The organism is Streptomyces sp. NPDC096048, from assembly GCF_044763415.1.
Classification (GTDB): Bacteria; Actinomycetota; Actinomycetes; order Streptomycetales; family Streptomycetaceae; genus Streptomyces.
Genome location: NZ_JBIWGG010000012.1, coordinates 92,990 through 118,443, shown reverse-complemented (window position 1 = coordinate 118,443; position 25,454 = coordinate 92,990). Strand labels below are relative to the sequence as shown.

Here is a 25,454-nt window from a genome sequence, read left to right as displayed (position 1 = left end):
CGTGGCTGTTCCGAAGCGGAAGATGTCGCGCAGCAACACGCGCCACCGCCGGTCGCAGTGGAAGGCTGCGGTCCCCACCCTGGTTGCGTGCGAGCGCTGCCACGAGCCCAAGCAGCAGCACATCGCGTGCCCGTCTTGCGGCACTTACAACAAGCGCCAGGTCCTCGAGGTCTGAGCGGCTGGTGAGAGGCACTGTGTCAGTCCCCAAGAAGGCGGAAGACGCCAAGGCGGACCCACCCGCCAAGAAGAAGGCGGACACCCAGGCCTCGTCCCACACGCTTCTGGAAGGGCGGCTCGGCTATCAGCTCGAGTCCGCCCTTCTGGTGCGTGCACTGACCCACCGTTCCTACGCGTACGAGAACGGCGGTCTGCCGACGAACGAGCGGCTGGAGTTCCTCGGTGACTCCGTCCTCGGCCTCGTCGTCACGGACACGCTGTACCGCACCCACCCCGACCTGCCCGAAGGCCAGCTGGCCAAGTTGCGGGCCGCGGTGGTCAACTCGCGTGCGCTGGCGGAGGTGGGCCGTGGGCTCGACCTCGGCTCCTTCATCCGGCTCGGCCGCGGTGAAGAGGGCACGGGTGGCCGGGACAAGGCGTCCATCCTCGCCGACACCCTTGAAGCGGTGATCGGCGCGGTCTATCTCGACCAGGGCCTCGACGCGGCCTCCGAACTGGTACACCGCCTGTTCGACCCGCTGATCGAGAAGTCCTCGAACCTCGGCGCCGGCCTGGACTGGAAGACCAGCCTCCAGGAACTCACCGCGACCGAAGGGCTCGGCGTCCCCGAGTACCTGGTCACGGAGACCGGCCCGGACCACGAGAAGACCTTCACTGCTGCCGCCCGCGTCGGAGGCGTCTCGTACGGCACCGGCACCGGCCGCAGCAAGAAGGAAGCGGAGCAGCAGGCCGCGGAATCCGCGTGGCGGTCCATCCGGGCCGCGGCGGACGAGCGCGCCAAGGTGACCGCGGCCGAAGCGGCGGCCCAGCCCGCCGCCGAAGCGGCGGCCCAGCCGAGCGCCGACGCCCCGTCGGCCTCTGCCTGATCCGTCCGTTCCATCTGATGCACCGCACGTTCCGAACGCCCACCCCGCTCCAGGGGCGGGCGTTCGGCTCGTCCACCGGACCGTCCGAGGGGATGCCATGCCCGAGTTGCCCGAGGTCGAGGCCGTCCGGCGCGGTCTGGAGCGCTGGGTCGCCCACCGCACCGTCGCCGACGCCGAGGTGCTGCACCCGCGCGCGGTACGCCGGCACATCGCGGGCCCCGACGACTTCGCCCAGCGCCTCAAGGGCCACCGCATCGGCATGCCCAGCCGCCGCGGCAAATACCTGTGGCTGCCGCTGGAGGACACCGGGCAGGCGATCCTGGCCCACCTCGGCATGAGCGGCCAGCTGCTGGTCCAGCCGCACGAGGCACCGGCCGAGAAGCACCTGCGCATCCGCGTCCGCTTCTCCGACGCCCTGTCGACCGAACTCCGCTTCGTCGACCAGCGCACCTTCGGCGGCCTCTCCCTGCACGAGACCAGCCCCGACGGACTCCCCGACGTCATCGCGCACATCGCCCGTGACCCCCTGGACCCGCTCTTCGACGACGAGGCGTTCCACCTCGCGCTGCGCCGCAAGCGCACCACGATCAAACGGGCTCTGCTCGACCAGTCACTGATCAGCGGCGTCGGCAACATCTACGCCGACGAGGCCCTGTGGCGCTCCCGCCTGCACTACGAACGCCCCACCGCGACCTTCACCCGCCCCCGCACCGCCGAACTCCTCGGCCACGCGCGCGACGTGATGAACGCGGCCCTCGCCGCGGGCGGCACCAGCTTCGACAGCCTCTACGTCAACGTGAACGGCGAGTCCGGCTACTTCGACCGGTCGCTCGACGCGTACGGCCGCGAGGGCCTGCCCTGCCGCCGCTGTGCCACACCGATGCGCCGTCGGCCGTGGATGAACCGCTCCAGCTACTTCTGCCCGAAGTGCCAGCGGGCGCCGAGGATCACACCGTAGGGGTCCGCCGGGCGTCGTACCGCTCACGCGACGCCAGCACCTCGTCCATCCGCTCCTCCAGGCACTGGATGAGCGCGACGAGTCGTCCGGCCACCGTGTGTCCCAGGGGCGTGAGTTCGTAGTCCACGCGGGGCGGGTTGGTGGGCTGGGCCTCGCGGTGCACCAGACCGTCGCGCTCCAGCGCGTGCAGGGTCTGGGCCAGCATCTTCTCGCTGACGCCGTCGACGCGGCGCCGCAGCTCGTTGAACCGGAACGAGCCCTCGTACAGCGCGCCGAGCGTCAGCGCGCCCCAGCGCCCCGTGACGTGCTCCAGGGTGCCGCGCGAGGGACAGGCCCTGGAGAACACGTCGTACGGGAAGTCCTGCTCCTCCGTGCGCTCCTGCGTGGTCGACATACGCCCAGCGTACGTGAGCGCAGCGCTGAGCCGCAGGTCGCGCTGAGCCCCGGACAGCGCTCCAGCGTTCCCCGGGGGTACCGCTAGTAGCCGAAGAAGTGTGGGGCCGGGTCTCTGACCTGCGGCCACGTGATCGATCAACGCTGCGACCTGCGACTTGGCTGTCGGTGGTTGTCAACGTTGGTCGTCGTTGAGCACCCTCCGACGGCCCCGGGACGGCCCCGAACTTCGGCCCCGACCGTTGCTAGGGGGTGTCTGACAATTCCGGTCTGATCAGCGAGATTCGGCTGAGCTGGCAATCCGGAGGTGCGCCGATCGGCTGGGGGAACTGGGCAGTGGCTACGAACGGCGGGCCAGTAGATGGGTGTCGAGGAAGCCCCGATCAGAGGATGGATCGTGGAGCAGCCGTGCGAAGGGATCGAGCCCAGCATCGCCCAGCAGTTCGGCGAGGCGATCCACCGGCCAGCTGTAGGCGGGCGCCACCTTGTGGTCGAACCGGACCGGTACTTGTCCGTCGGTCCCGAAGAAGGAGACCAGGATCAGACCGTCCGGTGCCAGGACGCGTACCTGTTCGGCGAGCAGCTCCGGTAGTTCCCCCGGAGGGGTGTGAATCATTGAGTAGTGGGCCAGCACGCCGCCGAGCGCGGCGTCCTCGATCGGCAGGGATTCCATCCGCGCCTCTTGGAAGCGCAGCGCCGGATGGGCCTGCCGGGCGTGGTCGACCATGCCGGGGGCAAGGTCTAGTCCGAAGGCGTCCAGGCCGAGTTCGTGCAGCATGGCCGTCAGATGTCCGGGCCCGCACCCGACGTCCGCTGTCCGCAGGTTGCCCGTCGCGCGCACCAGTTCGGCGAAGGTGCCGATCATGGCCCGGGAGAAAGGCTGTGTTTCCAGCCGGTTTGCGAACAGCGATGCGTACAGCTCGACGACACCGTCGTAGGCCGTCCTAGTCTCGTCCCGATGATTCGCCACGGGCAGGACTCTATAGCCGGTCCGATAATTGATCTTGTGGCAGGTCGAGGTGAGTTGACGGATGCGGCATGGAGGCGGATAGAGCCCCTTTTGCCTCAGGTGGACGGACGGGGCCGTCCGTGGCGTGATCACCGGCAGGTGGTCAACGGGGTGCTGCGGCGGCTGCGGACTGGGGCTCCGTGGCGGGATCTTCCCGACCGGTTCGGGCCGTGGCAGACCGTCTACGAGCGGTTCGCCCGCTGGGAGGCGGACGGCACGGCACCTGGGCACGGTTGCTGGAGCACGTTCAGGTCCGCGATGACGCGGTGGGCCGGGTGGAATGGACCGTCTCCGTCGACTCCACCATCAACCGAGCCCACCAGCACGCAGTCGACGCCCGCAAAAGGGGGATGTGAACGGGGACGAACTGGAAGATCCGGGCCGCTCGCAGTCGCGCCAGGCCCTCGGCCGCTCCCGAGGCGGACTGACCACCAAAGTCCATCTCGCCGTCGATGGCCGGGGCCTGCCCCTGTCGATTGTGCTCACGCCCGGCAACGTCAACGACGCGACGGCGTTCGGCCAGGTCCTCGACGGCATCCGCACCCCGCGCCTCGGCACGGGCCGCCCGCGCACGAGGCCGGACCGTGTACTGGGTGACAAGGCGTATTCCAGCAGGGCCATCCGCCATCTGCTGAGGCGCCGGGGCATCGCTGCCACGATCCCCGAGCGCCGCGACCAGGCGGCGAACCGCCACCGACGCGGAGCCCTCGGCGGCCGGCCGCCGACCTTCGACAAGGTCACCTACCGCGACCGCAACGTCGTCGAACGATGCTTCGTCCGCCTCAAGCAGTTCCGCGCGATCGCGACCCGGTTCGACAAGCTCGGCGACCGCTACCGTGCCGGAGTTGTCCTGGCTTCCTTAATCCTCTGGCTCCGCGAGTCCACGGGGTGATCATTTGTCAGACAGGCCCTAGTCAGGCAGTGGGGTCTGTCTCTCTGGCCGAGCGCAGAAGAACCTCGTGCTCATCCGGGCACCTGCGGTTATCGACAGGGCACATCTTTACCGGGGCCGACACACACCCCGGGGACATGGTTTCCATTGCGTCAAGGCACATAGTGCAGAAAGTCGTGGCAGCGGGATTGATGCTGTCCGCGCCGCTGATCCCGCAGAACGTTGTTTGCCAGGAGAGGTCTCGGCAGCACACGATGTGCGTGCTCTCACCAGCGTTGGCGATGAGCTCGTACTTGGCGTCGCGCTGTGTCTCGGTAGCCCCGCCGCGAAGCTGTCCTGCCGCAGCGCCTATGCGTTCTCTGGTCAATGTCTCCTCCTGACGGCAGCCCAGGCACGGTGTTGCTGGCCGACCGCCCCAGCCACAGAGGGTTTCCTCCACCAACGCCCCCGCAGTCGCCTGCGCGCCGCCGGGCGCGGCCAGCCGGGGCGAAGACAGGAGGCAGGCCGCGCCGCAGAGGCGGCGCGCTCCGCGCCGTGCGCGGGGGCCTTGACGGTCCGCCGGTCACGGCACCGCTCGTCTTCACCGGCCCTGGCAGGCTGCCGCTCGACCGGAGCCGCTTCAACGATCGCGTGTGGCGGCCGGCACTTCGGGCCGCGAGTGTCGAGACCGGTCGGGACAACGGCATGCATGCCTTGCGGCACTTCTACGCTTCGGTGCTCCTGGACGCGGGGGAGAGCATCAAGGCTCTCAGCGAGTACCTGGGCCACCATGACCCCGGCTTCACGCTGCGGACGTACACGCACCTGATGCCGTCGAGCGGGACCCGGACCCGGGCCGCCGTGGATCGCGTCTTCGCTGACGACGGGCCTGCCGCTGACGGCCCGGACACGGCCCACGAGGGCGCTAGCCCTCTGACCTGCGGTTATCTCAGTAGCCGAAGTTCTGGGTCCACCAGGGCCCGCCGGAGCCGAAGTGGACTCCGACCCCCAGAGTCTGGAAGTCGCAGTTCAGGATGTTGGCCTTGTGGCCCGGGCTGTCCATCCAGGCGTCCATCACGGCCTGGGCGTCGGCCTGTCCGCGGGCTATGTTCTCGCCGCCGAGGCCGCTTATCCCGGCCGCCTCGGCACGGTCCCAGGGGGTCGCGCCGCTGGGGTCGGTGTGGTCGAAGAAGCCCTGCGTGGCCATGGCCTCGCTGAAGTCTTCGGCCAGTTCGCGCAGCGCGCTGTTGGCGGCCACCGGGCTGCAGCCCACCTTGGCCCGCTCGTCGTTGACGAGCTTGAGCACCTGGGCCTGGGCGACGGCCTCGTCCGACACGGCCGCGGGCGCGCTGGGCTGCTCGGGCTTCTTGTCGGCCGGCCGCGACGGTGCGGGCTTCGGCTTCGCGCCGGGGGCCGTCTCCGGCATCGCGGGCCTTTTCGTCTTCGACGGCGTCCCGTCCGGGGCGGCGGGCTTCGACGCGGACGCCGAGGGCGAGGACGGCGAGGGGGAGGAGGACCCGGACGAGGAGGACGAGGAGGGCTCCGAGGACTCGGCGGGCGCCGAGGGCGACGAGGACCGGTCGGTGCCGCGGCTCGTGGCGGCGTCGCCGCCACGGCCGGTCTCGGCGCTGCCGGAGGTGCCGCCCTGCTCGGACGGGGTGTTCGTCGGGGCGTCCTGGGACTGCACCCGGTCGCCCCCGCCGCTGCCGCCGATCCGGTAGTTGTCGAGGCCGGGCACCGCGACCGTGGCCACCGCCACCGTGCCGATGGCGACCGCGGCCGAGACGCCGAGCAGACCCGTGCGGACCGGGGTGACGCCCTTCTTCTTGCGGCGGTGCGTGCCCGCGCGCTGCGGACCGTCGTCGGGGGAGAAACCGTCGCTCGGGAAGGGGACCGTGCGGCCGGCCCGCGGGTGGCCCTCGCCCCCGTCGCCGTCCGGATCGTCCGGCGCGAACAGGTAGGCGTCGCTCTTCGCACGGACCTCGGCGTACGCCTCCGGGTTCAGGTAGGGCGCGATCCCCATGGTGGGACGGTCGCCCGCCCCCGGGGCCTGCGGGTCACGGCCCCGTCCCCTCGCACCGTCCGGCTGCCGGCCCCCCGCGGCGCGGCCCGTGGCGGCGCGGCCGGCGGCGGAGCGTCGGTGGCGTCCCATGTTCTGGCCTTCCTCGTCCTCGCGGTCCTCGCGCCGGACGTGTCCTCGCGGTCGACGTGTCCTCACGATCAACACGGAACTCACACGATCGAGTGAGTTTCAGATGAGATTCATTGGGTGGGGACGGTACCGCATGGCGCCAGGGGGTGAAGTGTCCGGCGAGACATTGACTGGTTAGGTTGCAGTCATGAGCGAGGATGTACGGCTGGTCGCGTGGGTGCGCGGACAGGTCCAGGGTGTGGGTTTCCGCTGGTTCACGCGGGCAAGGGCGCTGGAGCTCGGCGGGATGAGTGGTTTTGCTCTCAATCTGGCCGACGGGCGCGTCCAGGTCGTCGCGGAGGGCCCGCGCGAGCGTTGCGAGGGACTGCTCGACTGGTTGCACGGTGACGACACGCCCGGACGAGTGGACGGGGTCACCGAGATCTGGGACACACCCCGCGGCGGCTACGAGGGCTTCGCCATCCGCTGACACCGGACCGCGCGGAGGTCTCCCGGAGCCCGGTGCGACCGTCCAGGGAGAGGCGTCGGCAGCGGAAACGGGCAGGTGGTTGCCAAGAACGGCATGTCGTGGCAGGCTCCGCACGCAGGATGATCGCCACGCCCCCAGGGGCCCGCAGGAGTCGCCGCGTTGCCGCTTCCAGGCCGCGTGCCCCCGGGTGCCCGCCGATACGGGGCGTGATCGTGTTGACCGTCAAACTTTTTGGTGAGACGCTGAAAGCCCCGCGCACCTTAGCTGTTTGGCATGGTTGAACGGCAGGAAAAACTCCAAAGTGCCAAGCACCGCGGGTGCGATCCCTACACGACCCACACCGCTTCGGTCGGTCACTCATTGTGGAGGACCATCCATCATGGCAAAGGCGCTTCTCGGTTACGTCGGCGGCTCCGACCCTCGACTCCTCGCCGAGATGCGACGGCTCCAGCAGCGCGTCCAGGACCTGGAATCCGAACTCGGACGGATCCAGGCGGAGAACGACGCGCTGGCGGCTGCCGCTTCTCACGACAGGATCATGGAGAGCATGGAGAGCGTTGACGCACACCAGGCGGAGCCCGCGCTCACCTGATCACTGCATCGCTCCATCACGGCACGGCAGTGGTTGGGCCCGTCCGTACAACCGCTCAGGTGTCAGAGTCTGCAAGGGACGCTTCGGCGTCCCTTCTTTCTTTCCTGCCCCCGTCTCCGCCGTCCGGTCCGCCCGGTCCTCCCCCGCGCATCTGATGTGCCCTGCACGTTCACCGGTGAAACCGCGACGGTTCACCGGTTCATGGAGTGAGACACCCGTGAAAGGTAGAGTCCGACGGCGTGCACCTGAAGGCCCTGACCCTCCGCGGGTTCAAGTCGTTCGCCTCGGCGACCACGCTCCGGTTCGAGCCGGGCATCACCTGCGTCGTCGGTCCGAACGGCTCGGGCAAGTCCAACGTCGTCGACGCGCTCAGCTGGGTCATGGGCGAACAGGGCGCCAAGTCGCTGCGCGGCGGCAAGATGGAGGACGTCATCTTCGCCGGCACCACCGGCCGCCCGCCGCTCGGCCGGGCCGAGGTGTCGCTGACCATCGACAACTCCGACGGGGCCCTGCCCATCGAGTACGCCGAGGTCACCATCACGCGGATCATGTTCCGCAACGGCGGCAGCGAGTACCAGATCAACGGTGACACCTGCCGCCTCCTCGACATCCAGGAACTGCTCTCCGACTCCGGCATCGGCCGCGAGATGCACGTCATCGTCGGCCAGGGACAGCTCGACTCCGTCCTGCACGCCGACCCGATGGGGCGCCGCGCCTTCATCGAGGAGGCCGCCGGCGTCCTCAAGCACCGCAAGCGCAAGGAGAAGGCGCTGCGGAAACTGGACGCGATGCAGGCCAACCTCGCGCGCGTGCAGGACCTCACCGACGAGCTGCGGCGCCAGCTGAAGCCCCTGGGCCGGCAGGCCGCGGTCGCGCGCCGGGCCGCCGTCATCCAGGCCGACCTCCGGGACGCCCGGCTGAGGCTCCTCGCCGACGACCTCGTACGGCTGCGTGAGGCGCTCCAGGCCGAGATCGCCGACGAGGCCGCGCTCAAGGAACGCAAGGAAGCCACCGAGCGGGAGCTGAGCAGGGCGCTGCGCCGCGAGGCGGACCTGGAGGACCAGGTGCGCAGGCTCGCCCCGCGCCTCCAGCGCGCTCAGCAGACCTGGTACGAGCTGTCCCAGCTCGCCGAACGGGTGCGCGGCACGATCTCGCTGGCCGACGCGCGCGTGAAGAGCGCCACCTCCACGCCCCCCGAGGAGCGGCGCGGCCGGGACCCGGAGGAACTGGAGCGGGAGGCCGCCCGCGTCCGCGAACAGGAGGCGGAACTCGAAGCGGCCCTGGAGGCGGCCGAACGCGCCCTGGAGGACACGGTCGCCCACCGCGCCGACCTCGAACGCGAACTGGCGTCGGAGGAGCGCCGCCTCAAGGACGCCGCCCGCGCCATCGCCGACCGCCGTGAGGGCCTGGCCCGGCTCAGCGGCCAGGTCGGTACCGCCCGCTCCCGCGCCGCCTCGGCCCAGGCCGAGATCGAGCGGCTGGCCGAGGCCCGGGACGAATCCCGGGAGCGCGCCGCCGCCGCCCAGGCGGAGTACGAGGCGCTCCAGGCCGAGGTCGACGGCCTCGACGCCGGTGACCAGGAACTCGCCGAGCGGCACGACGCCGCGAAGCGCGGACTGGCCGAGGCCGAGGCCGCCCTGAGCGCCGCCCGCGAGGCGGCCACCGCGACGGAACGCGAGCGCGCCGCGACGCGGGCCCGCCACGACGCCCTCGCACTCGGACTGCGCCGCAAGGACGGCACCGGGGCGCTGCTCGCCGCCAAGGACCGGCTCACCGGCCTGCTCGGTCCCGCCGCCGGACTCCTCACCGTGACGCCCGGTTACGAGGCCGCCCTGGCCAGCGCCTTCGGCGCCACCGCCGACGCCCTCGCGGTGACGTCCCCGGCCGCCGCCGCCGACGCCATCCGCCTGCTGCGCAAGCAGGACGCCGGACGGGCCGCCCTGCTGCTCGCCGGCGCCCCCGACGACGTGCCGGAGGAGCCGCGGAGCGAAGGGCCGCCGTACGCCGCCGACCTCGTGCGCGGTCCCGCCGACCTGATGCCCGCCGTGCGGCGGCTGCTGCGCGGGATCGTCGTCGTCGCCACCCTGGAGGACGCCGAGGACCTCGTCTACGCCCGGCCCGGGCTGACCGCCGTCACCGCTGAGGGCGACCTGCTGGGCGCCCACTTCGCGCAGGGCGGGTCCGCCGGGGCGCCCAGCCTGCTGGAGGTGCAGGCCTCCGTGGACCAGGCCGCCGCCGAGCTGGAGGAGCTGGGCGTGCGCTGCGAGGAACTCGCCGAGGCGCAGGACGCGGCCGTCGAGCGGCGCCGGGAGTGTGCGGCGCTGGTGGAGGAACTGGGGGAGCGGCGCCGGGCGGCCGAGCGGGAGAAGTCGGCCGTCGCCCAGCAGCTGGGCCGGCTGGCGGGTCAGGCGCGGGGCGCCGCAGGGGAGGCCGAGCGGTCCGCCGCGGCGGCGGCCCGGGCGCAGGAGGCGCTGGACAAGGCGCTGATGGACGTCGAGGAGCTGGCCGAGCGGCTCGCGGTCGCCGAGGAGATGCCGGTCGAGGAGGAGCCCGACACCTCCGTGCGCGACCGGCTCGCCGCCGACGGCGCCAACGCCCGCCAGACCGAGATGGAGGCCCGCCTCCAGGCCCGTACCCACGAGGAACGGGTCAAGGGGCTGGCCGGACGGGCCGACTCCCTGGACCGGGCCGCCCGCGCGGAACGCGAGGCACGCGCGCGTGCCGAACAGCGGCGGGCCCGGCTGCGGCACGAGGCGGCCGTCGCCGAGGCCGTGGCCACCGGCGCCCGGCAACTCCTCGCGCACGTCGAGGTCTCCCTGACCCGCGCCGACGAGGAGCGCACCGCTGCCGAGGCCGCCAAGGCCCGGCGCGAGCAGGATCTGACCGCTGCGCGCACCGCCGGGCGCGACCTCAAGGCGGAGCTCGACAAGTTGACGGATTCAGTCCACCGGGGCGAGGTACTCGGCGCCGAGAAGCGGCTGCGCATCGAGCAGCTGGAGACCAAGGCGCTGGAGGAACTCGGTGTGGAACCGGCGGGGCTCGCGGCCGAGTACGGCCCCCATCAAGAGGTGCCGCCCTCGCCCCCCGCCGAGGGCGAGGAGCTGCCCGAGGACCCCGAGCACCCGCGCAACCGCCCCCGGCCCTTCGTCCGCTCCGAGCAGGAGAAACGGCTGAAGGCCGCCGAACGTGCCTACCAGCAGCTCGGCAAGGTCAACCCGCTGGCCCTGGAGGAGTTCGCGGCGCTGGAGGAGCGGCACCAGTTCCTCAGCGAGCAGCTGGAGGACCTGAGGAAGACCCGCGCCGACCTGCTGCAGGTCGTCAAGGAGGTCGACGAGCGCGTCGAGCAGGTCTTCACCGAGGCCTTCCGGGACACGGCCCGGGAGTTCGAGGGCGTCTTCAGCCGCCTGTTCCCGGGTGGTGAGGGGCGGCTGATCCTGACCGACCCCGACAACATGCTCACCACGGGCGTGGATGTCGAGGCCCGGCCGCCGGGCAAGAAGGTCAAGAGGCTCTCGCTGCTCTCGGGCGGGGAGCGCTCGCTGACCGCCGTGGCGATGCTCGTGTCGATCTTCAAGGCGCGGCCCAGTCCGTTCTACGTCATGGACGAGGTCGAGGCGGCGCTCGACGACACGAACCTGCAGCGGCTGATCCGGATCATGCAGGAGTTGCAGGAGGCCTCGCAGCTGATCGTCATCACGCACCAGAAGCGCACGATGGAGGTCGCCGACGCGCTGTACGGCGTGTCCATGCAGGGCGACGGTGTGTCGAAGGTCATCAGCCAGCGGCTGCGTTAGTTCCTGAGCTCCTGAGCACATTAACTTCAACTCTTGAACACATCTCTCCCCTTAGTTCTCTCCTTCGTCTGATAACTCACAGCTCTCGTCCTATTGACTTCGAAACTTGAAGGCATAGTCTCTGCAACGTTGCTTTTACCTTCAGGTTCCCTCAGTGGCATCTCGAAGGCGAACCACCCCGGCAGCGTTGCCGGTAGCCCGAGGAGTACACGTGGCCAGCACATCGCAGGCACCTAGTTCAGGAGCCAGGACGGCTCACCCCGATCATCTCGGGCACGTCATCTTCATCGCGGCGGCGGCCGCGATGGGCGGTTTCCTGTTCGGCTACGACAGTTCCGTGATCAACGGAGCCGTCGAGGCGATCCGGGACCGCTACGACGTCGGCTCCGCGGTGCTGGCCCAGGTCATCGCCGTCGCGCTGATCGGCTGCGCCATCGGTGCCGCGACCGCCGGCCGCATCGCCGACCGCATCGGCCGCATCCGCTGCATGCAGATCGCGGCCGTCCTCTTCACCGTCAGCGCCATCGGCTCCGCACTGCCCTTCGCGCTGTGGGACCTGGCCATGTGGCGCGTCATCGGCGGCTTCGCCATCGGCATGGCCTCGGTGATCGGCCCCGCCTACATCGCCGAGGTCTCACCGCCCGCCTACCGCGGCCGGCTCGGCTCCTTCCAGCAGGCCGCGATCGTCATCGGCATCGCCGTGTCGCAGCTGGTCAACTGGGGCCTGCTCAACGCCGCCGGCGGCGACCAGCGCGGTGAGCTGATGGGCCTGGAGGCCTGGCAGGTCATGCTCGGCGTCATGGTCATCCCGGCGATCCTCTACGGCCTGCTCTCCTTCGCCATCCCGGAGTCCCCGCGCTTCCTGGTCTCCGTCGGCAAGCACGAGCGCGCCAAGCAGATCCTCCAGGAGGTCGAGGGCAAGGACGTCGACTTCGACGCCCGCGTCGCCGAGATCGAGCACGCCATGCACCGCGAGGAGAAGTCCTCCTTCAAGGACCTGCTCGGCGGCAGCTTCCTCTTCAAGAAGATCGTCTGGATCGGTATCGGCCTGTCGGTCTTCCAGCAGTTCGTCGGCATCAACGTCGCCTTCTACTACTCCGCGACGCTGTGGCAGTCGGTCGGCGTCGACCCGACGCAGTCCTTCTTCTACTCGTTCACGACGTCGATCATCAACATCGTCGGCACCGTGATCGCGATGATCTTCGTGGACCGCATCGGCCGCAAGCCGCTCGCCCTCATCGGCTCGGTCGGCATGGTCATCGGTCTCGCGCTGGAGGCCTGGGCCTTCTCCTTCGACCTGGTCGACGGCAAGCTCCCGGCCACGCAGGGCTGGGTCGCCCTGATCGCCGCCCACCTGTTCGTGCTCTTCTTCGCCCTGTCCTGGGGCGTGGTCGTCTGGGTCTTCCTCGGCGAGATGTTCCCCAACCGGCTCCGCGCCGCCGCGCTCGGTGTGGCCGCCTCCGCGCAGTGGATCGCCAACTGGGCCATCACCGCGAGCTTCCCGTCGCTGGCCGAGTGGAACCTCTCCGGCACCTACGTGATCTACACGATCTTCGCCGCGCTCTCCATCCCCTTCGTCCTGAAGTTCGTGTCGGAGACGAAGGGCAAGGCCCTGGAGGAGATGGGCTGACCGCCCACCCCGAACCCGGGGAGAAGGGCCAAGTCCCCGCTGCCCCTCTCCTCGTACCGTCCGCCGCCCCCGGCCCGGGTCACCGCCCGGACCGGGGGCGGCGGTGTCGTACGTCCGCGCGGCGGCCGACTCACCGGGTGATGATTCCCCCGCCGGTCCTTGGCCCCCCCGCGGGGCGGACTCCTCAGGGTTTCCCGGGAGCGACTCTTCGATGACGCGCATGCGCAGGCGGTCCTTGATCTGACTCCGATGCTCCTTCCACCGACCGCGGGCGATGGAAGGAGATCGACCGCGGGTGGTCGGTGCCGGCCGCGATCCGGAGTTGTGGGCGCCCTCGTCCGGCAGACACTTCGAACCGTTCGGTTCCCCGACCTACGCGAAGCCCCCCCTCCCGCAGTGCCGAGGAGTGGTCCTCGGCGACGTGCGCGGAAGGGGGGCGTCGGCCGGTGTACGTCAGACGGTCGCGGCCTCGGACTGCTCGGCCGCCCGGTCCGCGGGCGCCGCCGCGGGGACGACCACGGCGGGCTTCGGCAGTACGACGTACAGCAGGCCGGAGATCACCACCGTGGCGACCCAGCCGAGGCCGTACTCGCCGATGAAGTTGTTCGCCGCGAGGGGGCCGGTGAACCAGTCGGAGGTCGTGAACATCAGGCCGGCGATCAGGCCCACCGCCCAGGCGGCGACGGCGGCGGGGGAGAAGCCGCCGCGGTACCAATAGGCGCTGGTGCGGCCGGTGTCGGCGAGGGCCTCGCCGTCGTACTCCGTGCGGCGCAGCATGTCCGCGCCGAAGACACCGACCCACGCGGAGAAGGCGACCGCGAGCAGCGACAGGAAGGCGATGAAGGAGCCCATGAAGCTGGTCGCCACCAGCATCAGCACGCCGCCGAAGATCAGCGAGATCACGGCGTTGACCGAGACCGCCCAGTGCCGCGGGACATTGAAGCCCAGGGTCTGCGCGGTGAAGCCGGCCGAGTACATCGACATCGAGTTGATCAGCAGCATGCCGATCAGCGCGATCAGCAGGTACGGCACCGCGATCCAGGTCGGCAGGATCTCACCGAGGAAGGAGACCGGGTCGGAGGCCGAGGCCAGGTCCGGCGTGGAGACGGCCATGACCATACCCATCAGGACCATGGGCAGGACGACGATGCCGGCGCCGCCGATCGTCACGCCCACGATCCCCTTGGAGGAGGCCGTGCGCGGCAGGTACCGGGTGAAGTCCGGGGCGGAGGGGATCCAGCTGACGCCGCCGGCCGCGATCAGGCCGACGCCGGTGATCATCGCGGCCACCGAACCGGCGGACCGGTCGAACACCGCGGACCAGTCGGTGTCGACGACCAGGTACCCGAGGACCAGTACCGAGAAGGCCGCGAAGAGGTAGGCCGCGTACTTGTTGCACTTCTGCACGGCGTTGATGCCCAGCCCTGAGATCGCGAACGTCGCCACGACGAAGGCGAGCAGCGTGACCATGTCCAGCACGCTGTTGGCCCGGATGCCGAACACGATGTCCAGCACGGTGAGCAGGGCGTAGGCGCCGGTCACCGCGTTGATCGTCTCCCAGCCCCAGCGGGCGATCCAGATCAGCGAACCCGGCAGCAGGTTTCCCCGCTGCCCGAACACCGCCCGGGACAGCGCCATCCCGGGTGCGCCACCGCGCTTGCCGGCGATGCCGATCAGTCCGACCAGGCCGTAGGACAGGAGCGGCGCGGCGGTCGCGACGACGAGGGCCTGCCAGAAGTTCAGCCGGTACGCCACGACGAGGCTCGCGCCCATCGTGAGCAGCAGCACGCTGATGTTGGCGCCGACCCAGGTCGGGAAAAGCTCACGGGTCCGGGCGGTGCGCTCATGGTCGGGCACCTGCTCGATGCCACGCGTCTCCAGGGCGCCTTCGGTCTCGGCGGTCTTGCTCATGTGGGGGGTCCGTGCCTCGATCGTGGGAGAAGAGGGGGTGCTCGGGACTCTACGCGCGTTGACGTGGCCTCTTCCATCGTACTTTGGTCCGACTCCATCCCTCCAGGGGCCTTTGTCCCTTGGAGGAAGTCACAAGTTGCCGACCGTCGGCCGGGGGCGCGCCCGCTCCGCCGACCGATGAAGGGCCGGGGCAGGGGTCACGCATACTGGAGCCGTTATGGAAATCGTCATCCTTGCTGTAGTCATCGCCGTGGTCGTGATCGGCGCGCTCGGCGGGCTGGTCATCGGCAGTCGCCGCAAGAAGCAGCTGCCTCCGCCGCCTCCCGCCGCGCCCGACATCACCGCCCCTCCGGCCGAGCCGCACGTCGGCGACGAGGCCGAGACGCCGCGCGACGAAACGCGCCGGACGATAGAGGAGGTCGACCTCCCGGACGGCGGCACCGCTCCCGCCACCGTCGAGGAGCCGCCCGTCGTCGAAGAGCTCGAGATCCCGCAGATCGAGGTTCCCGAGCCCACCGCCGGCCGTCTGGTCCGGCTCCGTGCCCGCCTCTCCCGTTCGCAGAACGCCCTCGGCAAGGGTCTGCTCACCCTGCTCTCCCGGGAACACCTCGACGAGGACACCTGGGAGGAGATCGAGGACACGCTGCTCACCGCCGACGTCGGCGTGCAGCCCACCCAGGAGCTGGTCGAGCGGCTGCGCGAGCGGGTGAAGGTGCTCGGCACCCGCACGCCCGACGAGCTGCGTGGCCTCCTGCGCGAGGAGCTGATCACCCTCGTCGGTCCCGACATGGACCGCGAGGTCAAGACCGAGCCCGCGTCCAGCAAGCCCGGCATCGTGATGGTCGTCGGCGTCAACGGCACCGGCAAGACCACCACCACCGGCAAGCTCGCCCGTGTGCTGGTCGCCGACGGCCGCAGTGTCGTCCTCGGCGCCGCGGACACCTTCCGTGCCGCCGCCGCCGACCAGCTGCAGACCTGGGGCGACCGGGTCGGCGCGCACACCGTGCGCGGCCCGGAGGGCGGCGACCCCGCCTCCGTCGCCTTCGACGCGGTCAAGGAGGGCAAGGAGATGGGCTCGGACGTCGTGCTCATCGACACCGCCGGCCGCCTGCACACCAAGACCGGCCTCATGGACGAGCTCGGCAAGGTCAAGCGCGTCGTGGAGAAGCACGCGCCGCTGGACGAGGTGCTGCTCGTCCTCGACGCCACCACCGGCCAGAACGGCCTGATCCAGGCCCGGGTCTTCGCCGAGGTCGTCGACATCAGCGGCATCGTGCTCACCAAGCTGGACGGCACGGCCAAGGGCGGCATCGTGGTCGCCGTGCAGCGCGAGCTGGGCGTGCCGGTCAAGCTGATCGGGCTCGGCGAGGGCGCGGACGACCTGGCGCCGTTCGAGCCCGCGGCGTTCGTGGATGCCCTTATCGGCGAGTGACGCCGCCTGCCGGACTCCGGTGCGCGCACCAGGACACGCGCCCGCGTGCGAAGAAGCGCCCGCCTCCCCGTGACCGGGGGGACGGGCGCTTCGCGGTGCCGGGGGCTCGGGCGCGGGCAGAGCGGGCGGCGGTCGGCACCCTTTCCTGACGCCCGGCGGGGCGGCGGTTGGCACGCTTCCCTGACGTCCGTCGGGGCGGCGGTCGGCACCCTTTCCTGGCACCGGGCGTCTTCACACGGGCGGGCCCGCGCGTGCGAAGACGCCTGGCGCCAGGGGCCTGGGGGAAAGCCCGCGTGCCCTCCCGGCCGGAGGCCTGCGCCTACGCCCGTGACCGATGGGCGACGTACGCCAGTGTCCCCAGCAGCAGCCGCGCCGTCGGCGGCTTGGTCGCCGAGTCGAGGGCCGGCGGACGCAGCCAGCGCACCGGGCCGAGGTCGCCGCGGTCGGACGGCGGGGCGGTGATGTGCGTACCGGGGCCCAGCCCGCGCAGGTCCAGGGCGGACGGGTCGTCCCAGCCCATGCGGTAGAGCAGCCGGGGCAGCTCGACGGCGGCGCCCGGGGCGACGAAGAAGTGGACGCGGCCCTGCGGGGTCGCCGTGACCGGGCCGAGCGGGAGGCCCATGCGCTCCAGCCGGGCCAGTGCCCGCAGTCCGGCGGGCTCGGCCACCTCGATCACGTCGAAGGTCCGACCGACCGGCAGCATGACCGCGGCGCCCGGGAACTCGGCCCAGGCCTCGCTCGCCTCGTCCAGGGTCGCCCCGGCGGGCACCTCCGGCGCGAAGCCGAGCGGATGCGCGCCCGGCGCCGGGCAGTCACGCCGGCCGCACGAGCAGGCGCCCGCGGCGGCCCGGGCCCCCGGCACCACGGCCCAGCCCCACAGTCCGGTGAACTCGGCCACGACGGTGCACTCCGACGCGCGGCCGCGGCGGCGCGTGCCGGACCGGATGTCGCGCATGCCTCGAGTGCTGCCGATGCCGATCGTGAAGCCCATGCCCCCTCCAACGGGTTCGACGCAGCGGCGGTTACGCAGCGGACGTGAAATGTGACTCTCTGCTTCCAACTCCCCAGTCCGGCGCGGTTCAGACAGCGACCGGAAGCACTCCGGGTGGTGTGCTCGCCCGCGTACGCCCCGGTGTGCACCGTTGCACCGACTCCCGGTTGGCCTGTGTCAAGTGAATCGCGTGCAGGCCACTGGGAGTTCATCCGAAGGGGTGGCGAATGGTGGCGATTCCGCAATCGCCATGGCTGCACGGGTGATCGTAGGATTACTTTGTGTGCATGGAGCCGTGGGGCACATGCACTCGTGGGTATGCCGGAGGCAACTCGGTTTTCCGTTCGAAGGGTGGCAACCAGCGGACGGAGAGCCCCAACCACCGGCATTCTGATAGGGCTTGGCGCACTCGGCGACAGGTGGTCTCAGGGATGGGGGCGTTCCAGTGAGCGGCAACGGCGGAAGCGGTACGAGCGCGGGAAACGCGTCGCCCGCTGACAAGCGCCCCAACGAGCTGCTCACCTCATGGTTCGCCCGCAGCGGCTGGTCCAAGGGCGAGCTGGCCCGCCAGGTCAACCGCCGGGCACGCCAGTTGGGCGCCAACCACATCTCCACGGACACCTCACGCGTACGCCGCTGGCTCGACGGCGAGAACCCGCGCGAGCCGATCCCGCGGATCCTGTCCGAGCTGTTCTCCGAGCGCTTCGGCGTCGTCGTCTCCGTCGAGGACCTGGGCCTGCGCTCCGCCCGCCCGACGCCCTCCGCGACCGGCGTCGACCTGCCCTGGACGGGCCCGCAGACCGTGGCGCTGCTCAGCGAGTTCTCGCGCAGCGACCTGATGCTGGCGCGGCGCGGCTTCCTCGGGAGCTCGCTGGCCCTCTCCGCGGGCCCGTCCCTCATCGAGCCCATGCAGCGCTGGCTCGTCCCCTCGCCGTCGGCCTCCTCCGGACGCGAGCCCGCGCCCGCCTCCCGCGCGCGTGGGCGCCTGTCCAGGCCGGAGCTGGACCTGCTCGAGTCGACCGCCGTGATGTTCCGTCGCTGGGACGCCCAGTGCGGCGGCGGCCTGCGCCGCAAGGCGGTGGTCGGCCAGCTGCACGAGGTCACCGACCTGCTGCAGGAACCCCAGACGGAGGCCACCCGGTCCAAGCTGTTCAAGGTCGCCGCCGAACTCGCCGAGCTGGCCGGCTGGATGTCGTACGACGTCGGGCTCCAGCCCACCGCGCAGAAGTACTTCGTCCTCGCCCTGCACGCCGCCAAGGAGGCCGGTGACCGGCCGCTCGGCTCGTACATCCTCTCCAGCATGAGCCGCCAGATGATCCACCTCGGCCGGCCCGACGACGCGCTGGAGCTGATCCACCTCGCGCAGTACGGCAGCCGGGACTGCGCCAGCCCCCGCACCCAGTCGATGCTGTATGCGATGGAGGCCCGCGCCTACGCCAACATGGGCCAGCCCGGCCGCTGCAAGCGTGCGGTACGCATGGCCGAGGACACCTTCGCCGACGCCGACGAGTGGGACGAGCCGGACCCCGACTGGATCCGCTTCTTCTCCGAGGCCGAGCTGTACGGGGAGAACAGCCACTCCTTCCGCGACCTCGCCTACGTCGCCGGCCGCAGCCCCGCCTACGCCTCCCTGGCCGAGCCGCTGATGCGCCGCGCGGTGGAGCTGTTCGCCAAGGACGAGGAACACCAGCGGTCGTACGCGCTGAACCTGATCGGCATGGCCACCGTGCACCTGCTGCGCCGCGAACCCGGGGAGAGCACCGGCCTGGCCGTCGAGGCCATGAGCATCGCCAAGAAGGTCCGCTCCGAACGCGTCAACACCCGCATCCGCAAGACCGTCGACACGGCCGTACGCGATTTCGGCGACCTCGGCGAGATCGTCGACCTCACCGAGCGGCTCGCCGTCGAGCTGCCGGAGACCGCCGAGGCGGTCTGAACCCCCACCAGCCCCGGCCGCGGCCGGCCCTCCCGAACTGCCCGACTCGGCTCCCCCATGCCAGGTCATTCGGAGGCCGCCGCGGCCGGTTCGTGTCCCGGTCGGGACGTTGCGCCACGATAACGATCGCCCGGCCCCGCATCCGGCAGTTCACCGACGCGTAACACGCACAGCGCCTTCGTCACGGCGGCGAAACAACGAGGGGCGTCCACCGAAACCGCGCTGCGCCAATCTCATGGCGCATAACCGGCCCACCCCTCATTCCGCTCAGGCTTCGCCCGCACGGGGCCGTACCAACGACGAGGAGACGCCGATGGCTCCAGCCATCACGCTCGCCGCAGAGACGGAGCTCTCTGCCGCCAACACGGGCTTCATGCTCATCTGCTCCGCCCTGGTGATGCTCATGACCCCGGCCCTGGCCTTCTTCTACGGAGGCATGGTCCGTGTCAAAAGCACCCTGAACATGCTGATGATGAGCTTCATCAGCCTCGGCATCGTCACCGTCCTGTGGGTGCTGTACGGCTTCTCCATGGCGTTCGGCACGGACACCGGCGGCATCGTCGGCTGGAACTCCGACTGGGTCGGCCTCAGCGGCATCGGCCCGGCCGAGCTGTGGGACGGGTACACCATCCCGGTCTTCGTCTTCCTGGTCTTCCAGCTGATGTTCGCGGTGCTCACGCCCGCCCTGATCAGCGGCGCCCTCGCGGACCGCGTGAAGTTCACGGCCTGGGCGCTGTTCATCGCCCTGTGGGCCACGATCGTCTACTTCCCGGTCGCCCACTGGGTGTGGGGCGCCGGCGGCTGGGCCTTCGAGCTGGGGGTCATCGACTTCGCCGGTGGTACGGCCGTGCACATCAACGCCGGTGCCGCCGCGCTCGGCGTGATCCTGGTCATCGGCAAGCGGGTCGGCTTCAAGAAGGACCCGATGCGCCCGCACAGCCTGCCGCTGGTCATGCTCGGCGCGGGCCTGCTGTGGTTCGGCTGGTTCGGCTTCAATGCCGGCTCCTGGCTGGGCAACGACGACGGCGTCGGCGCGCTGATGTTCGTCAACACGCAGGTCGCCACCGGCGCGGCCGTCCTCGGCTGGCTCGCCTACGAGAAGATCCGCCACGGCGCGTTCACCACGCTGGGCGCCGCCTCCGGGGCCGTCTCCGGACTGGTCGCCATCACCCCGGCGGGCGGCGCGGTCTCCCCGCTGGGCGCGATCGCCATCGGCGTCATCGCCGGTGTGCTGTGTGCCATGGCGGTCGGCCTGAAGTACCGGTTCGGCTACGACGACTCGCTCGACGTGGTCGGCGTGCACCTCGTGGGCGGCATCCTCGGTTCTCTCCTCGTCGGCTTCTTCGCCACCGGCAAGGGCCAGTCCGACGTCGCGGGCCTCTTCTACGGCGGCGGCCTGGACCAGTTCTGGAAGCAGTGCGCCGGTGTCTTCGGGGTCCTCGCCTACTCCCTGGTCGTCTCTGCCATCCTCGCCTTCGTCCTGCACAAGACGATCGGCATGCGAGTGCCGGAGGACGACGAGGTGGCCGGCATCGACCAGGCCGAGCACGCCGAGACCGCATACGACTTCAGCGGCGCCGGTGGCGGTGCCGCCCGGACGACCGCCACGCCGGCCGCTTCCACGGCCGCGCAGGCCGAGAGCAAGAAGGTGGACGCATGAAGCTCATCACCGCCGTCGTCAAGCCGCACCGGCTCGACGAGATCAAGGAGGCCCTCCAGGCCTTCGGGGTCCACGGCCTGACCGTCACCGAGGCCAGCGGCTACGGCCGCCAGCGCGGCCACACCGAGGTCTACCGCGGCGCCGAGTACACCGTCGACCTGGTGCCCAAGATCCGCATCGAGGTGCTGGTCGAGGACGACGACGCCGAGCAGCTGATCGAGGTCGTGGTCAAGGCGGCCCGCACCGGCAAGATCGGTGACGGCAAGGTCTGGTCGGTCCCGGTCGACACGGCCGTACGGGTCCGGACCGGCGAGCGCGGCCCCGACGCGCTCTGAACAGCTTCGAAGCAGCTCTGACGCAGCTCTGAGGCACGAGAACGGAACGGAGTCGCCGGGTGACGAGTACGGACGTGACGAAAGAAGCAGAGGACTCGGGACCCAGCGGCTACGCGGCGGCCCGGCTGCGCCTCCTCACCGAGGGGGCGCGGTCCGGGCCGCCGCGCCGTGCCGCCCTCGCCGGACTGACGGACGAGTGGCTGTCGGGCCTCTTCGCCGCGGGCACCGACGGGCTCAGAGGCGTGTCGCTCGTCGCCGTCGGCGGATACGGGCGCGGCGAGCTGTCCCCGCGCAGCGACCTGGACCTGCTCCTGCTGCACGACGGCGGCGACGCCAAGGCGGTCGCCGCCCTCGCCGACCGCCTCTGGTACCCCGTCTGGGACCTCGGCCTCGCCCTCGACCACTCCGTGCGTACGCCGGCGGAGGCCCGCAGGACGGCGGGGGAGGATCTGAAAGTCCAACTCGGCCTCCTGGACGCCCGGCATCTCGCCGGCGACCTGGGACTGACCGCCGGGCTGCGCACCGCGGTCCTCGCCGACTGGCGCAATCAGGCCCCCAAGCGCCTCCCCGAACTCCAGGAACTCTGCGCCGAGCGGGCCGAACGCCAGGGCGAGCTGCAGTACCTGCTGGAACCCGACCTCAAGGAGGCGCGGGGCGGCCTGCGCGACGCCACCGCCCTGCGCGCCGTCGCCGCCTCCTGGCTGGCCGACGCCCCGCGCGAGGGCCTCGCCGAGGCCCGGCGCCGACTCCTCGACGTACGCGACGCGCTCCACCTGGCGACGGGCCGGGCAACCGACCGGCTGGCGTTGCAGGAGCAGGACCAGGTGGCGGCCGAGCTGGGCCTGCTGGACGCCGACGCGCTGCTGCGACAGGTGTACGAGGCGGCGCGGGTCATCTCGTACGCGGGCGACGTCACCTGGCGCGAGGTGGGGCGCGTACTGCGCTCGCGTTCCGTGCGGCCGAGGCTGCGCGCCATCCTCGGCGGTGGGAAGCCGGTCGCCGAGCGCTCCCCGCTCGCCGAGGGCGTCGTCGAGCAGGACGGCGAGGTGGTGCTCGCCCGCACCGCGCGCCCCGAGCGCGACCCCGTGCTCCCGCTGCGTGCCGCGGCCGCCGCCGCGCAGGCCGGGCTCCCGCTCTCCCTGCACGCCGTACGGCGCCTCGCGGCCACCGTGCGCCCGCTGCCCGAGCCCTGGCCCGCCGAGGCACGGGAGCAGCTGGTGACCCTGCTGGGCTCGGGCCGGCCCACCGTGGAGGTCTGGGAGGCGCTGGAGGCCGAGGGGCTGATCACCCGGCTCCTGCCCGACTGGGAGCGGGTGCGCTGCCGCCCCCAGCGCAACGCCGTCCACCTCTGGACCGTCGACCGGCACCTGATCGAGACCGCGGTGCGCGCCTCCGGGTTCACCCGCCGCGTCCACCGGCCCGACCTGCTCCTGGTCGCCGCACTGCTGCACGACATCGGCAAGGGCTGGCCCGGGGACCACTCCGTGGCCGGTGAGACCATCGCCCGGGACGTGGCGGCGCGGATCGGTTTCGACCGCGCGGACACGGCCGTCCTCGCCACCCTCGTACGCCATCACCTGCTGCTCGTCGAGACGGCCACCCGGCGCGACCTCGACGACCCGGCCACCGTGCGCGCGGTCGCCGAGGCGGTCGGCACGGAGGGCACGCTGGAGCTGCTGCACGCCCTGACCGAGGCGGACGCGCTGGCCACCGGCCCGGCCGCCTGGTCGTCCTGGCGCGGCTCCCTCGTCGCCGACCTGGTGAAACGCGTCTCGGCGGTGCTGGCGGGCGACCCGCTGGAGGAGCCCGAGGCCGCCGCGCCCACCGCGGAGCAGGAACGGCTCGCCGTCGAGGCCTTCCGCACGGGCGGGCCGGTACTGGCACTGCGCGCCCAGACCGAACCGCCGGCCGACCCGGAGCGGGCCGCCGATCCGGAGCCCCTCGGGGTCGAGCTGCTGATCGCCGTGCCGGACCAGGCGGGCGTGCTCCCCGCGGTCGCCGGGGTGCTGGCCATGCACCGGCTGACCGTCCGCACCGCCGAGCTGCGCTCCCTTCCGTTGCCGGACGGCGTCGAGGGCTCCGTCCTGCTGCTCGACTGGCGGGTCGCCGCCGAGTACGGCTCCCTGCCCCAGGCCACCCGCCTGCGCGCCGACCTGGTCCGGGCCCTGGACGGCACCCTGGACATCGCCGGCCGGCTCGCCGAACGGGACGCCGCCTACCCTCGGCGCCGGGGCGTGGAGCCGCCCCCGCCCCGCGTGACGGTCGCCCCCGCCGCGTCCCGGCTGGCCACGGTGATCGAGGTCCGCGCCCAGGACGCGCCGGGCCTGCTGTTCCGGCTCGGGCGGGCGCTGGAGGCGGCGGGCGTGCGGGTGCGGAGCGCGCACGCCTCGACCCTGGGTTCCAATGCCGTGGACGCCTTCTACGTCACCGGCCCGGAGGGCGCGAGGCTGCCGGGGGAGGAGGCGGGGGCGGTGGCCCGGAAGCTGGAGGAGACGCTGTCGGCGTAACGTTGCGGCCGTTTCCCGCGTTGATCGGGTGTGCTCCCCGTCGGGTGCGGGGATGGTCCTCTGGTCGAGCGCTTCTCAGAGGCACGCAATATGTGCTCCCCGCCAACGCAGGGATGGGTCCCCGCCCACTTCAATAAGCGGGCGGGGACGTTTTGCTTGCGCGGCCGGATACCCTGGAGGGCGACCCACACCACTGCCGACGCGAGGACCAACGCCGCCGTGTTCGATACTCTCTCCGATCGCCTCTCAGCGACTTTCAAGAACCTGCGCGGCAAGGGGCGCCTCAGCGAGGCGGACATCGACGCCACGGCCCGCGAGATCCGCATCGCGCTCCTCGAAGCCGACGTGGCTCTGCCCGTCGTGCGTGCCTTCATCAAGAAGGTCAAGGAACGCTCCCTCGGCGCCGAGGTCTCCAAGGCCCTCAACCCGGCCCAGCAGGTCCTCAAGATCGTCAACGAGGAACTGGTCGGCATCCTCGGCGGGGAGACCCGCCGGCTGCGCTTCGCCAAGCAGCCGCCGACCGTGATCATGCTGGCCGGTCTGCAGGGTGCCGGTAAGACCACCCTCGCGGGCAAGCTGGGCCGGTGGCTCAAGGAGCAGGGCCACTCGCCGCTCCTGGTCGCCTGTGACCTCCAGCGCCCCAACGCCGTCAACCAGCTGAGCGTCGTCGCCGAGCGCGCCGGCGTCGCCGTCTACGCGCCCGAGCCGGGCAACGGCGTCGGCGACCCGGTCAAGGTCGCGAAAGACTCCATCGAGTTCGCCAAGTCCAAGGTCCACGACCTGGTCATCGTCGACACCGCCGGCCGCCTGGGCATCGACCAGGAGCTGATGCAGCAGGCCGCGGACATCCGCGACGCCGTCTCGCCGGACGAGATCCTGTTCGTCGTCGACGCGATGATCGGCCAGGACGCCGTCAACACCGCCGAGGCCTTCCGTGACGGCGTCGGCTTCGACGGCGTGGTGCTGTCCAAGCTGGACGGCGACGCCCGCGGTGGTGCGGCCCTGTCGATCGCCTCGGTGACCGGCAAGCCGATCATGTTCGCGTCGAACGGCGAGAAGCTCGAGGACTTCGACGCGTTCCACCCTGACCGGATGGCCTCCCGCATCCTCGACATGGGTGACCTGCTCACCCTGATCGAGCAGGCGGAGAAGACGTTCAGCCAGGAAGAGGCCGAGAAAATGGCCTCCAAGCTGGCGTCCAAGAAGGGCCAGGACTTCACCCTGGACGACTTCCTGGCCCAGATGGAGCAGGTCAGGAAAATGGGCTCGATCTCCAAGCTCTTGGGGATGCTGCCCGGCATGGGTCAGATGAAGGACCAGATCAACAACCTCGACGAGCGCGACGTCGACCGCACGGCCGCCATCATCAAGTCGATGACCCCGGCCGAGCGCCAGGAGCCGACGCTCATCAACGGCTCCCGCCGCGCCCGTATCGCCAAGGGTTCCGGCGTCGACGTCAGTGCGGTCAAGTCGCTTGTGGAGCGCTTCTTCGAGGCCCGCAAGATGATGTCCCGCATGGCGCAGGGCGGCGGAATGCCGGGTATGCCCGGCATGCCGGGCATGGGCGGCGGCCCCGGTCGGCAGAAGAAGCAGCAGAAGAAGGCCAAGGGCAAGCAGCGCTCCGGCAACCCGATGAAGCGCAAGCAGCAGGAGCAGGAGGAGGCCGCCCGCCGCGCCGCGGCCGCGCAGAACGGCGGCGCCTTCGGGCTGCCCCAGCAGAGCGGTCAGGACTTCGAGCTGCCGGACGAGTTCAAGAAGTTCATGGGCTGAC

18 protein-coding genes and 2 pseudogenes are annotated in these 25,454 nt (G+C 71.2%); 15 read left to right on the top strand and 5 right to left on the bottom strand.

The features are described 5' to 3' along the window. Position 1 precedes the first annotated feature (1 nt). The 3 genes from rpmF to mutM all read left to right on the top strand — a co-directional run bounded on the left by rpmF (position 2) and on the right by mutM (position 2,001). Complete coding sequence (gene rpmF, locus ACIQ6R_RS30475; RefSeq protein ID WP_003951102.1) at positions 2–175, top strand: 50S ribosomal protein L32; 174 nt, start codon at positions 2–4, stop codon at positions 173–175. Between the two features lie 7 nt (positions 176–182). After that, positions 183–1,043 (top strand): ribonuclease III, encoded by an 861-nt coding sequence (rnc, locus tag ACIQ6R_RS30470; RefSeq protein ID WP_310871012.1) that lies wholly within the window; start codon positions 183–185, stop codon positions 1,041–1,043. A gap of 97 nt (positions 1,044–1,140) precedes the next feature. Further along, entirely contained in the window at positions 1,141–2,001 is an 861-nt protein-coding gene (gene mutM, locus ACIQ6R_RS30465; RefSeq protein ID WP_404183161.1) for a bifunctional DNA-formamidopyrimidine glycosylase/DNA-(apurinic or apyrimidinic site) lyase, read from the top strand. Here the strand turns inward: mutM and ACIQ6R_RS30460 are convergent. After that, entirely contained in the window at positions 1,991–2,395 is a 405-nt protein-coding gene (locus tag ACIQ6R_RS30460) for a winged helix-turn-helix transcriptional regulator (RefSeq protein WP_404183158.1), read from the bottom strand. The two genes, mutM and ACIQ6R_RS30460, sit on opposite strands and share 11 nt — an antisense overlap. A gap of 339 nt (positions 2,396–2,734) precedes the next feature. Beyond that, complete coding sequence (locus tag ACIQ6R_RS30455; protein ID WP_404224805.1) at positions 2,735–3,364, bottom strand: class I SAM-dependent methyltransferase; 630 nt, start codon at positions 3,362–3,364, stop codon at positions 2,735–2,737. 36 nt (positions 3,365–3,400) lie between these two features. Here ACIQ6R_RS30455 and ACIQ6R_RS30450 point away from each other — a divergent pair. Continuing rightward, positions 3,401–4,317: pseudogene (locus ACIQ6R_RS30450) on the top strand (IS5 family transposase). Positions 4,318–4,841: 524 nt separating this feature from the next. Continuing rightward, positions 4,842–5,195, top strand: a pseudogene (locus ACIQ6R_RS30445) (tyrosine-type recombinase/integrase); the annotation flags it as partial. Between the two features lie 28 nt (positions 5,196–5,223). Here ACIQ6R_RS30445 and ACIQ6R_RS30440 read toward each other — a convergent pair. Further along, positions 5,224–6,426: a CAP domain-containing protein gene (locus ACIQ6R_RS30440; protein WP_404224923.1), complete on the bottom strand. Its 1,203-nt coding sequence runs from the start codon at positions 6,424–6,426 to the stop codon at positions 5,224–5,226. Positions 6,427–6,613: 187 nt separating this feature from the next. Here ACIQ6R_RS30440 and ACIQ6R_RS30435 point away from each other — a divergent pair, with 187 nt between their 5' ends. From ACIQ6R_RS30435 to ACIQ6R_RS30420, 4 genes are all read left to right on the top strand, one after another. Beyond that, positions 6,614–6,895 (top strand): acylphosphatase, encoded by a 282-nt coding sequence (locus ACIQ6R_RS30435; protein ID WP_064730025.1) that lies wholly within the window; start codon positions 6,614–6,616, stop codon positions 6,893–6,895. A gap of 379 nt (positions 6,896–7,274) precedes the next feature. Further along, the gene (locus tag ACIQ6R_RS30430) at positions 7,275–7,487 is read left to right on the top strand and encodes a hypothetical protein (RefSeq protein ID WP_003973418.1); all 213 of its coding nucleotides are present in this window, start codon (positions 7,275–7,277) and stop codon (positions 7,485–7,487) included. 239 nt (positions 7,488–7,726) lie between these two features. Then, a complete protein-coding gene (smc, locus tag ACIQ6R_RS30425; protein WP_404224804.1) occupies positions 7,727–11,281 on the top strand; it encodes a chromosome segregation protein SMC in 3,555 nt (1,184 codons plus the stop codon). Between the two features lie 211 nt (positions 11,282–11,492). Further along, positions 11,493–12,911, top strand: a complete 1,419-nt coding sequence (locus tag ACIQ6R_RS30420; RefSeq protein WP_404224803.1) for a sugar porter family MFS transporter — start codon at positions 11,493–11,495, stop codon at positions 12,909–12,911. A 453-nt stretch (positions 12,912–13,364) separates the two neighbouring features. On the opposite strand, the gene ACIQ6R_RS30415 is transcribed toward ACIQ6R_RS30420, so the two are convergent. Beyond that, on the bottom strand, positions 13,365–14,822 hold the full coding sequence (locus ACIQ6R_RS30415; RefSeq protein ID WP_404224802.1) for a cytosine permease: 1,458 nt from the start codon (positions 14,820–14,822) through the stop codon (positions 13,365–13,367). A 217-nt stretch (positions 14,823–15,039) separates the two neighbouring features. Between ACIQ6R_RS30415 and ftsY the strand changes: the two genes are divergently transcribed. Further along, positions 15,040–16,254, top strand: coding sequence for a signal recognition particle-docking protein FtsY (gene ftsY, locus ACIQ6R_RS30410; RefSeq protein ID WP_404183145.1), 1,215 nt, complete (start codon positions 15,040–15,042; stop codon positions 16,252–16,254). Positions 16,255–16,573: 319 nt separating this feature from the next. Here ftsY and ACIQ6R_RS30405 read toward each other — a convergent pair whose 3' ends face one another. After that, entirely contained in the window at positions 16,574–17,245 is a 672-nt protein-coding gene (locus ACIQ6R_RS30405; protein WP_404224801.1) for a bifunctional DNA primase/polymerase, read from the bottom strand. Between the two features lie 445 nt (positions 17,246–17,690). Between ACIQ6R_RS30405 and ACIQ6R_RS30400 the strand changes: the two genes are divergently transcribed. The 5 genes from ACIQ6R_RS30400 to ffh all read left to right on the top strand — a co-directional run bounded on the left by ACIQ6R_RS30400 (position 17,691) and on the right by ffh (position 25,453). Next, entirely contained in the window at positions 17,691–19,181 is a 1,491-nt protein-coding gene (locus ACIQ6R_RS30400) for a hypothetical protein (protein ID WP_404183139.1), read from the top strand. Between the two features lie 313 nt (positions 19,182–19,494). Continuing rightward, a complete protein-coding gene (locus ACIQ6R_RS30395; RefSeq protein WP_404224799.1) occupies positions 19,495–20,841 on the top strand; it encodes an ammonium transporter in 1,347 nt (448 codons plus the stop codon). Next, on the top strand, positions 20,838–21,176 hold the full coding sequence (locus ACIQ6R_RS30390) for a P-II family nitrogen regulator (RefSeq protein WP_019328769.1): 339 nt from the start codon (positions 20,838–20,840) through the stop codon (positions 21,174–21,176). Before ACIQ6R_RS30395 ends, ACIQ6R_RS30390 begins: the two co-directional genes overlap by 4 nt. A 59-nt stretch (positions 21,177–21,235) precedes the next feature. Further along, positions 21,236–23,683 (top strand): [protein-PII] uridylyltransferase, encoded by a 2,448-nt coding sequence (locus tag ACIQ6R_RS30385; protein ID WP_404183133.1) that lies wholly within the window; start codon positions 21,236–21,238, stop codon positions 23,681–23,683. A 219-nt stretch (positions 23,684–23,902) separates the two neighbouring features. Next, on the top strand, positions 23,903–25,453 hold the full coding sequence (ffh, locus tag ACIQ6R_RS30380; protein ID WP_404224798.1) for a signal recognition particle protein: 1,551 nt from the start codon (positions 23,903–23,905) through the stop codon (positions 25,451–25,453). Position 25,454: the final 1 nt, after the last annotated feature.